The organism is Imperialibacter sp. (genome assembly GCF_040222815.1).
Lineage (GTDB): Bacteria > Bacteroidota > Bacteroidia > Cytophagales > Cyclobacteriaceae > Imperialibacter.
Window position 1 is genome coordinate 64,387 of record NZ_JAVKCH010000001.1, and the last position, 13,643, is coordinate 78,029.

Genomic DNA, 13,643 nt, shown 5'->3' on the forward strand with positions numbered 1-13,643 from the left:
GCTTTTTCCTAAAAATTGATTAATTTCAAGGCTGGAAAATTAAACAGGTTGAAGTTATTTAAGCTTATTTTTATTCTTTTTGGTGTATGGATACTTTGCGCCGAGACTGCGCTTGGGCAAAAACCTGGATTTGTACCTCCACCACGCCGAAAGTCGAGCGACCTTTACAGAAACCCTGTGAGGGTGATGCTCAATCAGTTTTCCATCACCGGAACAACTGGTTATGGCTTGGCCATGTACAGCCATGAGCTTAACAATGTTTATTTCTATCAGTCGCAAAGCAATCAAATCATCGTTCCTATTGTTGATGGAGAGCCTGCCCCAACAGGAGTAATAGCAGGCAATAGCAACTGGTTCAACAGAAGCACCTACGGAGACACCCTTGACCTCACAAATTATTTTGAAGTACCATACAGACCTTTAGACGAGCCTGTATTCAATCCTGAGCTAAGGAGAGAGTTCAGTATGGCAACCGACACCATGCCATTGAAGTTTAGGTCATTGTCGCACAGTATCCCCATAGGAGTGGTTGTACATTTCAACTATCAAAATTTCCGGGCAGGAGCAGGGGCAACATTTGAAAGGCAGTATTTCACCTCTTTTAAACCAACTACTTTCAAAGAAACGATCCGGCCTTTCGAACCGGAGGTGTCGCCAGTATTCTTCCAAAGGTATTTTGTCACGGTGGGCTACAAGTTCTACGATTTCTGGAGCTATTCTTTTGCCGGTGAAGCACAAATAGGCGTTTTGCGTGGGGGAGGTAAAATAAAAGGTGAGCAGCCCATTTATGACTATGCTGTGATACAGCGGGGAGCTTTCTTTAATTTGGGGATTTCAATTGAAAAGAACCTTTCTGAGTATTTCAGGGTAATTGTGAAACCCTCTTTTGACTACCACACATTCAACACCAACCTGACAGAAGCCGGTATTGCTATACCACATAAGCAGCAAACTTTCTTTATTCAAGCTGGTGTTTCTATCAATATTCCCGATATCCGGCGTTGCCCTTTGCCTTCCTGTGCCATTCAGTTGAAGCATGCACACAATGGCAACAACGAAATTGTAAGAGGCCAACCCATCACAAAACATCAGAATCCAAAAATGGGGCAAAACCATAGGAAACTGTTCCGCTACAAGTGGAAAAACCGCAATAAAATTGAGCCTTATTAGGTCATGAAAATGATCACTTATCCATTGCATTTTTTTTAGTCGTCAACAATAATTTTAACTAACTTGCGCTCTGTTTTTTCGGAGCGTTTGAACATAATTTATGGCAGAAGAAGACAAGTCAAATATCATCCCGATTAATATTGAAGATGAGATGCGGGGTGCCTACATCGACTACTCCATGTCGGTGATTATTTCCAGGGCACTTCCCGACGTTAGGGATGGTCTTAAACCGGTTCACAGAAGGGTGCTTTTCGGCATGCTTGATCTCGGTGTAAACTACAACAAGGCATATAAGAAGTCGGCGAGAATCGTAGGTGAGGTACTGGGTAAGTATCACCCTCATGGTGACTCCTCGGTGTACGATACCATGGTACGTATGGCTCAGGATTGGTCATTGCGCTATCCGCTGGTCGATGGGCAGGGTAACTTTGGTAGTGTCGATGGTGATTCGCCGGCGGCCATGCGTTACACTGAAGCACGACTGAAAAGAATTGCAGAAGAGCTGCTTGCAGACATCAACAAGAATACGGTTGATTTTCAGCCCAATTTTGACGACTCGCTGGAAGAGCCTACTGTGTTGCCTGGCAAGTTTCCTAACCTGCTGGTGAACGGAAGTAGCGGGATTGCCGTAGGTATGGCTACTAACATGGCCCCTCACAACCTGAGTGAGGTGGTGGATGGCACTATTGCTTATATCGACAACAAAGAGATTACTGTTGAGGAGCTGATCAAGTACGTAAAGGCACCTGATTTTCCAACCGGGGGCATCATATATGGCTACTCCGGAGTAAGAGCAGCGCTGGAAACAGGCAGGGGCAGAGTGGTGATGCGTGCCAAAGCTGAAATCGAGGCAATGCCGTCTGGCAGAGAGCAAATCATCGTTACGGAAATTCCTTACCAGGTCAACAAGGCCTCGATGATTGAAAAAACTGCCGCATTGGTAAACGAAAAGAAGATAGAAGGTATATCTGACATCCGTGATGAATCGGACAGGGACGGCTTCAGGATCGTTTATGAGCTAAAAAGAGATGCGGTTGCCAATATCGTACTCAACAAGCTGTACAAATATACCCAGCTTCAGACTTCATTCGGAGTAAACAATGTGGCGCTTGTTAAAGGACGTCCGCAAACGCTCAACCTCAAAGACCTGATTCACTATTTTGTTGAGCACAGGCATGAGGTGGTGATCCGCAGAACACAGTTTGAGTTGGATGAGGCTGAAAAGCGTGCCCATATCTTGCTGGGTTACCTTATTGCTTTGGACAACCTCGACGAAGTAATCAACCTGATTCGCTCATCAAGGGATCCTGACACGGCGAAAACGGGGTTGATGGAGAAGTTTGGCCTGAGCGAAATACAAGCCAAGGCCATTCTGGAAATGAGACTTCAGCGCCTCACAGGCATGGAGCGTGAGAAAATCCAGAAGGAGTATGATGAAGTAATGGCGCTGATCGACAGGCTGAAGGAAATCCTGGAGAAAGAAGAGCTTCGTATGGGCATTATCAAAGACGAGCTCCTCGAAATGAAGGATCGATACGGTGATGAGCGTCGCACGGCCATTGAAATGGTTGGAGATGAATTCACCATGGAGGATATGATCGCTGACGATGAAATGGTCATTACTATTTCACATCAGGGCTATATCAAGCGTACACCCCTTGTTGAGTACCGAACACAGGGCAGAGGTGGCGTTGGCTCAAGAGGAGTGACCATGAAGGACGATGATTTCCCTGAGCACCTTTTTGTAGCTACAGCTCACAACTATCTGCTGATTTTCACGGCACTGGGACGTGTGTTTTGGTTGAAAGTGTATGAAATCCCTGAAGGCGGTAAGGTAACCAAAGGAAGGGCGATACAAAACCTTATTAATATTGAGCCAAGTGATTCCGTAAGGACCGTTATTAACGTGAAGAACCTTTCTGATGCGGATTATATAAATAATAACTACATCATGATGTGTACTAAGTTAGGTACCATCAAGAAAACCTCGCTTGAAGCCTACTCGAGGCCAAGAACAAACGGTATCAACGCCATCAATGTGGTGGAGGGAGACCAGTTGCTGAGCGTGAGCCTTACCAACGGCGACAACCACATAGTAATTGCCAAGAGCAAAGGAAAGGCAATCCACTTCCACGAATCAGATGTGAGAGCGATGGGACGGAATGCGACTGGAGTAAAGGGTGTTACCAGAGAAGGAGCAGATGATGTCGTAGTTGGCATGGTTGCTGTATCAAGAGAGGACACCAACCTGTTGGTGGTTTCTGAAAAGGGCTATGGTAAGCGTTCTTCAATAGAGGACTACCGCATTACCAAGCGTGGAGGAAAAGGTGTTAAAACGATTAATATTACCGAAAAGACTGGTTCGCTGGTGGCCATCAAGGAAGTTGTGGATAGCGATGACCTGATGATTGTGAACCGTTCGGGTATCACCATCAGGATTTCGGTAGAGGTGCTGAGAGTAATGGGACGAAACACCCAGGGAGTGAGACTTATCAAGCTCAACGATACTGATGCGATTGCCTCGGTAGAGAAAATAGAGGCCATTGAGGAAGACGAAATAGCGGAAGAGGGTGGTGAGGTTGATGGCGAAAACACAAGCCCTGAAGCTTCAGACGCTGAAAACGCTAATAACGATGAGCCACAAGACGAATAATTCTAAATGATTTGTAAATTTGTTCAATCGAACCAACCAAAGGAAATAAACTAAAACTGCAAAAGAAGATTATCACTATGAAAAACATGCTGTTACTTCTCGCTGGTGTGCTTTTGTTCACGGCGAGTTATGCTCAAAAAGGCAATGTGACGAAGGCTGAAAGTCTCCTTAATAAAGGAGATGTGGCTGAGGCCAAAGCCGAGATAGATGTTGCTGTTACTATTGAAAAGAATGCTGGTAAGAGTAAGACCTTTCTTACTAAAGGGAAAATTTATAAGACCATTGCTCTGAGTGAAGATCCAGCAGTCAGTGGACTTATGGGTACAGATGAGGCCATTGCTGAGGCTTCCGAAGCACTCAAAAAGGCGATGATGTTGGAGTCGGAAGGGTCGGTAAACTACAACTTTGCCGAATACGAAGTGGAAGACTTTTGGAGCAAGTACCTGAACACAGGCGGAGAGGTTTATGGGGAAGAGGACTACAAAGGTGCGTATGAGAACTTTTACAAGGCCTCTCTTATCAAGCCAACCGACTCATTGACCTTGTTTTATGCTGGCGTTGCGGCGCAGCAGGCTGAAATGACAGATGAAGCCATGACTGTGTATTACAAGTTGATTGAGCAGGGTGATGCCAATGAGGACATCTACTCAACCATGGTGTACCTTGAGAGAAGCGAAAAGAAAAATGATGCTGCGGCTTTGGCGCTTCTTGAAAAAGCGAAGGTGGCTTATCCTGAGAATGCAGACTTTATGCGTGAGGAAATCAATATTCTGATCGCTATGAAAAAAGGCCCCGAGGCCATTGAAAAGTTGAAAGGCGCTATTGAAAAGGAGCCAGACAATGCTTCACTTTACCTTAACCTGGCAGTTCTTTATGATAACTTGAGTGTGGGCACTGAGGAAGCAGGAAATGCTGCTGAAACGCAGGATTTGATAGCTAAAGCTCAGACAAATTATGAAAAAGCACTGGCTATCGAGCCGGGTAACTATGTTGGGAACTTCAACCTCGGCGTTATCTGGGTGAACAGAGCCAAAGTGTTCTACGACAAGGCGAGAGCCATGGATTTGAAAACCTATCAAAAAGAAGGTGGTAAGCTGGTAGAAGAAGGCGACAAGGTATTGACTAAGTCGTTGCCTTATCTTGAAGCCGCCCATGTAGCTGAGCCTGAAGACTGTTCAGTAATGGGGCCCTTGATGTCGGTGTACACACAATTGAAGAAGAATGCGAAGGCAGAAGAAATTGCTGATGCGCAAGATGCTGCTGGCTGTAACTAATAATACTTGACTCAGGTCGAAAATGCCCTGCTGGAAATACCGGCAGGGCTTTTTTATGCACTTTCCATTTTGATACTGGAAAGCAAAGCTTCCTTTTCCATTTCCGTCACCTCCAGACTATAGAAGCCAAATTCGTCAACTACTTTTCCTGTCAATCTGTAGAACCCTTTGCCACGGAAGGGATACTTCCTGGCAACCTGTGGAAAGTGCGTGGTGTCAATGAAACTGCCCTCCTGATCGATGAATGTGCCAAAGTGCATAGCGTCCCCCTTGAGAGTACTGGTGTTTTTTGTAGCTATCAGGTAGCCCAGCATTGTGACGGTCTTCCCGAGAAAGTTTGGAAATTGCGACGCCATGACCGGCTGAAAGGGAATATCTCGCAATAACAAAAAAGGGTCACAGAGGGGGTAGCCGAGTAAATCCAGCTCATCAAATGCATTGTCCAGGGGATCAACAGTTAAGGCAGGAAGCTCGAAATCTTTGATTGAAGGAAGTCCGAACAACTGCTGCTCTTGCATTTTGCTTTTGCCGCCGCCCATTTTACCAAACATATAGTGCGACTCCCAAAGCAGCCGCTGTTTAGTCTTTCCAGTATAGCGAAGGGCGCCAACTCGTAGCAGAAGTGTGAGCTGATCCAACGAAATACCCGTTCTGCTCACAAGGTCTTCCAGGCTCAGAAAGGCTCCTTTTTCCGCCCGACTACCCAGCACCCTCTCGATGGTGTTCACTTCCAGGTCCTTCACTGAGCCAAGCCCGATGGTGATGGTCTTTCCATTGATAGTGGTTTGGCTCTCACTTTTATTGACACAAGGAGCCTCAATAACAGCTCCATGCATTTTGGCTTCGTGGGCATAGAGCTCAGGCCTGTAGAATCCACCACCGTTATTGAGCGTGGCTACCATGTATTCGAGGGGGTAGTAGGCTTTCAGAAATAAGCTTTGGTAGCTCTCCACGGCATAGGAGGCTGAATGCCCCTTAGAAAACGCATAGCCTGCAAAGCTCTCAATCTGATGCCACACTTCTTCGGTCAATTTTTTTTCGTAGCCTTTTGCGGAACAATTGTTAAAGAACCGTTCCCTCACCTCCTGAAACTCTTCCCTTGACCGAAACTTACCGGACATGCCCCGGCGCAATACATCTGCCTCGGCCAGCGACAGCCCTGCGAACATATGTGCCACTTTTATCACATCTTCCTGATAAACCATAATACCGTAGGTTTCAGGCATAATGTCCATCATCACCGGGTGGGCCTCTTTTCTTCGCTCTGGAAAACGGAAGCGGAGAATGTATTCCCTCATCATGCCCGACCTTGCCACGCCTGGCCTTATGATGGAACTGGCGGCCACCAGGCCAAGGTAGTCCTCTACCTTTAGTTTTTTGAGAAGCATGCGCATAGCGGGCGACTCGACGTAAAAACAGCCGATGGCTTTACCCCCCCTGAGAAGCGCTTTCACCCTTTCATCCTTTTTGAATCTTTTGATATCATGGATGTCGATTTTTGGATCAGCCGGATGGTTGTCGCTAATAATATTGATGGCTTCTTTTATTTTACCCAGGCCACGCTGGCTCAGAATGTCGAACTTATAGAGACCAACGTCTTCGGCAAGCACCATGTCGAACATGGTGGTGGGAAATCCTTTGGGGGGCAGGTAAGTAGCGGTGAAACACGTCATCGGTTTTTCACCGATAAGAATGCCCCCGGCGTGGATACTCAGGTGGCTGGGAAAACCGTGGATCAGCTGACTATAGCTCATGATTTTCTGCACCAGCGTATCTGGCACTTTCCCACTTTTTCGGCTGGTATTCATCTCCTCAATTTCGATGGAGGGAAGCCCAAACACCTTTCCTAACTCCCTGGCCACCGATTTGTACTGGAATGTGCTGTAGGTAGCCAGTAGAGCGGTGTTTGGAAAACGGTTGAAAATGTACTGAGTGATATCCTCTCTGTCTCTCCACGAAAAGTCGATGTCGAAGTCTGGAGGATTTGTTCTGTAAAGGTTAATGAAGCGCTCGAAGTACAGATCAAGCTCAATCGGATCCACATCTGTTATGTGCAGCAGGTAGGCCACAATGCTGTTTGCCCCGCTGCCCCGCCCGACGTAGAAGTAGTCTTTGCTGCGGGCATAGCGGAGAATGTCCCAGTTGATAAGAAAGTAGGCTACAAATCCCTTTGCACGGATAGTTTCCAGCTCTTTGTTGATGCGCTCCTGAATTTGTCGGGTGGGTTTTCCATAGCGATAGGAGACACCGTCCTGGCAAAGTTTGGAAATGAGCTGAAAATCGTTGGCGTCGGAGCCGGTGTAGGTTTTCAGGTTTTGGTGGGGTCGGCCGTCACTGAAGTCAAAAAATATCCCGGATTCGCCGGCTATTCGTTCGGCATTGAGCAGTAGTTGTGGCGTTTCTTTATAGATGGCAGCCAGTTCCGAGGGTGAGTAAAAGCGGTCGACATCGCCAGCCAGCTGCCAGGGTTCGAGCTTACTCAGGAGGGCATTTTCAGCAATGGCTCTTAAAAGCCGATGTGTGTTGTAGTCTCTCTTGTGTCTGAATGTGGAAGTTGGCAATGCGACGAGCTTGTCTTTTGGAAGTGCCTCTTTCTGTAGGTGCAGATAGGTAACTTCATGCGGTTTGATGCCGACCCATTCATGAGGAAGCAAGTTGTGAAGGCTTTTTCTATAAATCTCCCACGGATAGATAACGGTGACATTTTGCCAGTTTTGAGGCGCACCTGGGGGAATGGGGGGTGAGCCTTCTCTTAGGTGCTTTGAAAGGTGTTCGTTTATTTCCTGAAAGCCATCATTGTTCCTGGCGATGGCAACGTAGAGCTGCTGAAGATGATTTCTGAAGTCAACCCCCAGAAGGGGCCTGATGCCATATTTGGAGGACTCTCTCACAAACTCAAGGCAGCCAGCCGTTGAATTAATGTCTGTCAGGCACAGTGCGAACACGCCCTTTGTTCTGGCTTCTTCAAGCAGCTCGTTGGGACCCATGGTGCCGTATTTGAAGCTGTAGTAAGAGTGTGTGTTCAGGTACAAGGTAACAGGCTTTATGTTTACTCCGCTAAAGTACTAAATTAATTAGCCAAACCATCCTCACTAATGCTATATAATTTAGTTTTGTAAGAGGTATAATTCGCAATCTTTTGAAGGCGTGACTGTTTCTTGTTGCCCTTTATGTTGTGGGTTTCAGAATATTATTTGTTAAGGCTATCCGCCAATAGCACAACTCCAAATAATTTGCTGTACCTTTGCAGCTTAATCTATATTAAGTTTTAATGAGTATATTTTCTGAGCTTGGGTTATCAGAGCCCTTGCTAAGGGTTCTTCCCGAATTGGGGTTTGAATCTCCTTCTCCCATCCAACAACAGTCCATTCCGTTATTAATAAGTGAGCCCATCGATTTTATCGGTCTTGCTCAAACGGGAACAGGAAAAACTGCGGCCTTTGGTTTGCCGCTGTTAGATCATGTGGATAGTAGTGACCTTACCACACAGGCGCTGATAATAGCGCCCACACGTGAGTTGTGCCAGCAGATTGCAGCGCAGCTTGTAGCATTTGCCAAGTATTATCCCAATTTACGTATTCAGACAGTCTATGGTGGAGCGCCAATCGGGCCTCAGATAAAAGCCATAAAAGCCGGAGTGCAGATCATTGTGGCAACTCCCGGCAGACTCATCGACCTGATTGACAGGAAGGTCGTGAAAATTGAGACCATTGACATTGTCGTCCTTGATGAAGCGGACGAAATGCTCAACATGGGCTTTAAGGAAGACATTGACGCCATTTTGTCCCATACGCCGGAAGAGAAAGCCACATGGCTTTTTTCGGCCACTATGCCTCGTGAAATCAGATCGTTGATCAAGAAGTTCATGAAGGATCCGGTGGAGGTTTCGGTGCAATCGGGCAATGTGGTGAATACCAATATTGAACATCAGTATGCCGTTATCAGGGCATCCGACAAAATAGAGGTACTGCGCAGATTTATTGACTTCCAGCCTGATATGCTGGGCATCGTATTTTGCAGAACCAAGATCGATACGCAAAACCTGGCTGTTGAGCTTACACAGAGTGGCTATCACGCTGAAGCTTTGCATGGAGACCTTTCGCAACAGCAGCGTGACCAGGTGATGAAGAAATTCAAAGCCCATGCAGTTCGCCTGCTGATTGCGACGGACGTGGCTGCGAGGGGTATTGACGTGAACGACCTGAGCCACGTTATTCACTTCTCTTTGCCGGATGATTCAGAGTATTATACACACCGAAGCGGCAGAACAGCAAGGGCGGGGAAAACAGGTATTTCTTTGGCGTTGATCACGCACCATGATATCCGTAAGATTCGCTTCATAGAAAAGAAGCTGGGCATTGGGATGAAGAAGGTGCAGGTGCCGGCAGTCAGCCAGATATTGAACAGCAGGCTTGAGCACTGGGCTGACAAAGTGAAGGAAACCGAGGTGAACGAAAGCCTCGATATCAAAATTCACGAAAAGGTGGTAGCCATGTTTGCTGAGATGAACCAGGAAACCTTGCTTGCCAAGCTGTTGTCCAGACAAATGGAGCTCATTGGCTATAAAGAAGTATCGGACAAGAACCTGAACGACGATCGTACCGGTGATCGGGGTAATGACCGGGGCAATGACCGGGGCATGGAACGCCGGGGTGACCGCCGTGAAAGAGATGGCAGGAGAGATCGTAACGATTTCGGCAGCGAAAGAAGAAGCGACCGCAGAGACGAGCGTCCCGACAGGCGAAGCGACCGCCCTGATCGTGGCTTTGACAAGCCAGCCAGACCTGAAAGGCCTTCGAGACCTGAAAGAAGTGACAGGCCTGTGAGGTCTGAGAGTAGCGACCGGCCCGTGAGGTCGGAGAGACGGGAACGGACAAATAGTGAAACTGGTTCGGGACCAGCAGGTAAGGGCATGGATCGCTTTTTCATCAACATCGGCAGTATGGATCAGGTGAATAAGGGAGAATTGCTCAAATTCATTTGTGATCAGACGAAACTAAGAAAGGACGATATTGGGCAGATTCAGCTCAATAAGAGTCATTCGTTTTTTGAAGTGGACGCCAAGAGCGCCGGCAAAGTGGCGAACAGCTTCAAGGGGCTTGTTATCGACGGCCGGGAGCTGAGAGTCAATAAAGACGAACCGAAAGGATAAAGCATAAAAAAAGCCTGGCATCGACCAGGCTTTTTTGTGTCTATTTCTCTGTAATTATTCTGGGCACGTTTTCTTTTTCAAGGAGCTGATTGAAAGCAGGGAAATCGGTCTTTATTACTTCATCATAAGGCTTCCTCAGGTCTTCAAACTGTTTTTTCAAGTCCTCGTACCTCTCCAGCATACCGGCAGTCGGTTTGTTGTGGTCGTCAATCACCACACCGTAAAGCCTGGCTATGTGGTTAGTGAACTTCCGCTCAAAATTGATTTCGTCCTGGCTGGTTTCAATCTGGTTTTGGAAGATAGCATCTTCTGCTTCTGTCAGCTTCTTGTTCAGCGCAGTTGCCTTGTCTTTGATTGCTGACGAATAGCCAGCTTTTTCCGACCTTTCTGCAATGGCTTTTGCCTGCTCCCTGATAGCCCTCATGTTTCTGATCAGCTCCTGGCTTTTGGTGATGTAGTCAGTCATTTCAGAAGCGAGATCAAACTGGGCCTGGTAGTCGGCTGCTGTAATATGAGGCCAGCGGGGGTCTGTCTTTAACTCAAAAGTCTCTGTTTGCGAATAGTCTCCGGCCGTTAGTTTCACTGTGTAGGTGCCGGGCACAGCTTTTGGGCCTGGCGTTCGGTTGGCGCTGAACACCATCGCCATAAAGTTGTCAGCCATTTTTGGGCCGGGATACATCAGGTTCCAGGATAGGCTGTTCATGCCTTCTTTTATTTCGAGCTCTTTTTCTCCCTTTGCCTTGTCGGGCTTGCTTGAGTAAACTACCGGCGTGACTCCTTTGGCATCCATTATTTCTAAAGTCACTTTGTCGTCAAGCTTGCTCACAAAGAAGTTGATATCAGCAGATCGACCATTCCATCCACCCACATTGGTTCGGTAGGTGTCTCTCGGCTTATAAAGGAAGGCATCCTTTGCCATCAGGGCATCGTTGAGCTGATGTAGTGGCGTCAGGTCGTCCAGTATCCAGAAAGCCCGGCCCTGGGTGCTGATGACGAGGTCTTTCTCATGCACCTCCATATCGGTAATGGGTGTTACGGGCAAATTAAGCTGAAACGGCTGCCAGTTTTTACCCTCATCGAAAGACATGTACATACCAAATTCTGTGCCGGCGTAAAGCAGCCCTTTACTGTCAGGGTCTTCAGCAATGGCACGCACGAAGTGATTGGATGGTATGCCGTTTTTTCCATTGGTCAGTGTCGACCAGGTAGCGCCAAAATCGTTGGTCATGAAAATGTAAGGACTGAAATCCTTCCTTCGGTATTTGTACACAGCCACAAACGCCCGCCCGGCCTGATGAGACGACAACTCAATCTTATTGACGGTGCCCATAGAAGGCATGCCCGGCGGGGTGATGTTTTTCCACGACTTGCCGCCGTCTCTGGTGATGTGCACCAGCCCATCGTCCGAACCGGCCCACAGCTCGCCTTCATTGAAGGGTGACTCCTCCAGTGCAAAAATGCTTGAGTACACCTCCACGCCAGTGCCGTCGTGCTGAATAGGGCCACCAGGGATACCCAACGTTTCAGCGAACTTAGTGGTAAGATCCGGGCTTATCACTTCCCACGACTGCCCTTTGTTGGTTGACTTGTGCACATAGTTGGAACCGTCGTAAATAACGTTTGTGTTGAATTTCGAAATCAGTACAGGGAAATTCCATTGCCATCTGTACTTCAAGTTTCTCTGCTCAGTTCCTTCCGTATAGTGAGGGTAGGCCGTTACCTGGCGCATTTCGCCGGTTTTCTTGTTGTAGAACGTAATCTCGCCACTATAGCTTGTTGCGTAAATGATGTCGGGGTTGGTTGGATCCACCGCCACGTCAGCTGATTCGCCGCCGCCAACACCGAACCACTCTTCGGTGTCGGTGAGAGAGCCGGACGAATAGGAGGGAACGGAGATGGTGGTGTTGTCCTGCTGGCCGGCATACAAGCGGTAAGGAAACTGATTATCGACAGTTACCCTGTAGAACTCTGAAGTAGGTTGGTTTTGCTGGTGCGACCAGCTTTTGCCTCCGTTGATAGAAACTGTAGCACCACCATCGTTGCAATGGATCATGATGTCCGTATTGTCTGGATTGATCCAAAGGCCGTGGTTATCACCATGGGGCACTCTTATGCGGGTATCGAATGTTTTGCCACCGTCAATCGATTTGTAGAAGCCCACGTTGTTGACGTAAACCGTATTGGGATCTTTAGGGTCGGCGGTGATATGGGTATAGTACCAGCCTCGTTGGCGAAGTTCATGATCCCGATTGATTTTCTTCCACGAATTACCGGCATCATCGGTTCGGTACACCCCGCCTTTGCTTTCGTCGGCCGTTTGTATCAATGCCCAAACACGATCAGGTTGAGCAGGTGAAATGGCCAGCCCAATGCGGCCAAGAAGGCCAGTTGGCAGTCCGCCTTCCAGCTTTTCCCAGGTATCGCCCATGTCTTTGGATTTCCAGATGCCGCCTTCCATGCCGCCGTCCGTCATGGCCCATGGTTTCCGGTCTGCACGCCACATCGCCGCATACATGATGCGAGGGTTGGCGGGATTCATTTCAATGTCAATTGCACCTGTGCTGTCGCTGACGAAAAGGGTTTTCTTCCAGTTTTTCCCGCCATCAGTCGTTTTATATACGCCCCGGTCTGGGTTAGGGCCAAAGGCATTGCCCAAAGCAGCTACCATGGCCACGTCCGGGTTAGAGGGATGTATGATAATTTTGCCGATCTGCCCGGCATTGGGCAACCCAATAAAATCCCAGGTTTTCCCTTCGTCCATGGTTTTGTACACACCGATGCCGGGAGAAACATTGCCTCTGAGACAGGCGGAGCCTGTGCCGACGTAGATCACATTTGGGTCGGAGGGAGCCACGGTAATAGCACCAATGGAGCCCACCTGAAACTGGCCATCGGTAATGTTTTCCCAGTTCCAGCCTGCGTCGTCCGTTTTCCAAACGCCGCCCCCTTGCGATCCCATGTAGAAGGTGAAGGGATTTTGAGGTATGCCAGCTACCGCAGTAGCCCTTCCGCCTCTGGAGGGGCCAACTGACCTGTATTTCATTTGTGAGAAATATTTTTGGTCAATGGTTTTGGGAGATTGGGTTGTCTGGGCTTTTCGTTGTGCGAGGGCGGTCACTGCAAAAGTCAACAGCAGCAAAGGGAGCGCAAGTCTTTTCATGGTTAAGTTGTTTGATCTTCAATTGTTAGGCTCAAAGTATAAAGAAATAGGCTTTGAGCGTTAACCAATTTCGTAGCGCTGGCCGATAATAAGGATAATAGGGGCAGATTAGAGACGGCTAAGGTGGGTATTTCGCCTCCGTTATTGCGCCAGTTACCAACGTTTATATAAGATTCAGGGAAACTGTTTCGATATTGATTTACATTTATAGAAATAAGTTAGATGAGCTTTATG

6 protein-coding genes are annotated in these 13,643 nt (G+C 47.8%); 4 read left to right on the top strand and 2 right to left on the bottom strand.

Annotated elements, in window-relative coordinates; genetic code table 11:
* The first annotated feature begins 48 nt into the window (after positions 1-48).
* The 3 genes from RIF36_RS00280 (at position 49) to RIF36_RS00290 (ending at position 5,097) form a co-directional block, all read left to right on the top strand.
* Positions 49-1,170 (top strand): hypothetical protein, encoded by a 1,122-nt coding sequence (locus tag RIF36_RS00280; RefSeq protein WP_350128293.1) that lies wholly within the window; start codon positions 49-51, stop codon positions 1,168-1,170.
* 100 nt (positions 1,171-1,270) lie between these two features.
* A complete protein-coding gene (gene gyrA / locus RIF36_RS00285; protein WP_350078180.1) occupies positions 1,271-3,823 on the top strand; it encodes a DNA gyrase subunit A in 2,553 nt (850 codons plus the stop codon).
* A 77-nt stretch (positions 3,824-3,900) separates the two neighbouring features.
* Positions 3,901-5,097 (top strand): tetratricopeptide repeat protein, encoded by a 1,197-nt coding sequence (locus tag RIF36_RS00290; protein ID WP_350078182.1) that lies wholly within the window; start codon positions 3,901-3,903, stop codon positions 5,095-5,097.
* A gap of 53 nt (positions 5,098-5,150) precedes the next feature.
* Here the strand turns inward: RIF36_RS00290 and RIF36_RS00295 are convergent, their stop codons facing one another.
* Positions 5,151-8,129 carry a DNA polymerase III subunit alpha gene (locus tag RIF36_RS00295; protein ID WP_350128296.1) on the bottom strand — a complete coding sequence of 993 codons (2,979 nt, stop codon included), beginning with the start codon at positions 8,127-8,129 and terminating at the stop codon, positions 5,151-5,153.
* A 239-nt stretch (positions 8,130-8,368) separates the two neighbouring features.
* Between RIF36_RS00295 and RIF36_RS00300 the strand changes: the two genes are divergently transcribed.
* A complete protein-coding gene (locus RIF36_RS00300) occupies positions 8,369-10,249 on the top strand; it encodes a DEAD/DEAH box helicase (RefSeq protein WP_350128299.1) in 1,881 nt (626 codons plus the stop codon).
* Positions 10,250-10,289: 40 nt separating this feature from the next.
* Here the strand turns inward: RIF36_RS00300 and RIF36_RS00305 are convergent, their stop codons facing one another.
* The gene (locus tag RIF36_RS00305) at positions 10,290-13,409 is read right to left on the bottom strand and encodes a WD40/YVTN/BNR-like repeat-containing protein (protein ID WP_350128302.1); all 3,120 of its coding nucleotides are present in this window, start codon (positions 13,407-13,409) and stop codon (positions 10,290-10,292) included.
* Positions 13,410-13,643: the final 234 nt, after the last annotated feature.

Bases quoted from the DNA above. Each gene is read 5' to 3' on its own strand.
- gyrA (WP_350078180.1), top strand. From the start codon at position 1,271: ATGGCAGAAGAAGACAAGTCAAATATCATCCCGATTAATATTGAAGAT.
- RIF36_RS00290 (WP_350078182.1), top strand. From the start codon at position 3,901: ATGAAAAACATGCTGTTACTTCTCGCTGGTGTGCTTTTGTTCACGGCG.
- RIF36_RS00300 (WP_350128299.1), top strand. From the start codon at position 8,369: ATGAGTATATTTTCTGAGCTTGGGTTATCAGAGCCCTTGCTAAGGGTT.
- RIF36_RS00305 (WP_350128302.1), bottom strand. From the start codon at position 13,409: ATGAAAAGACTTGCGCTCCCTTTGCTGCTGTTGACTTTTGCAGTGACC.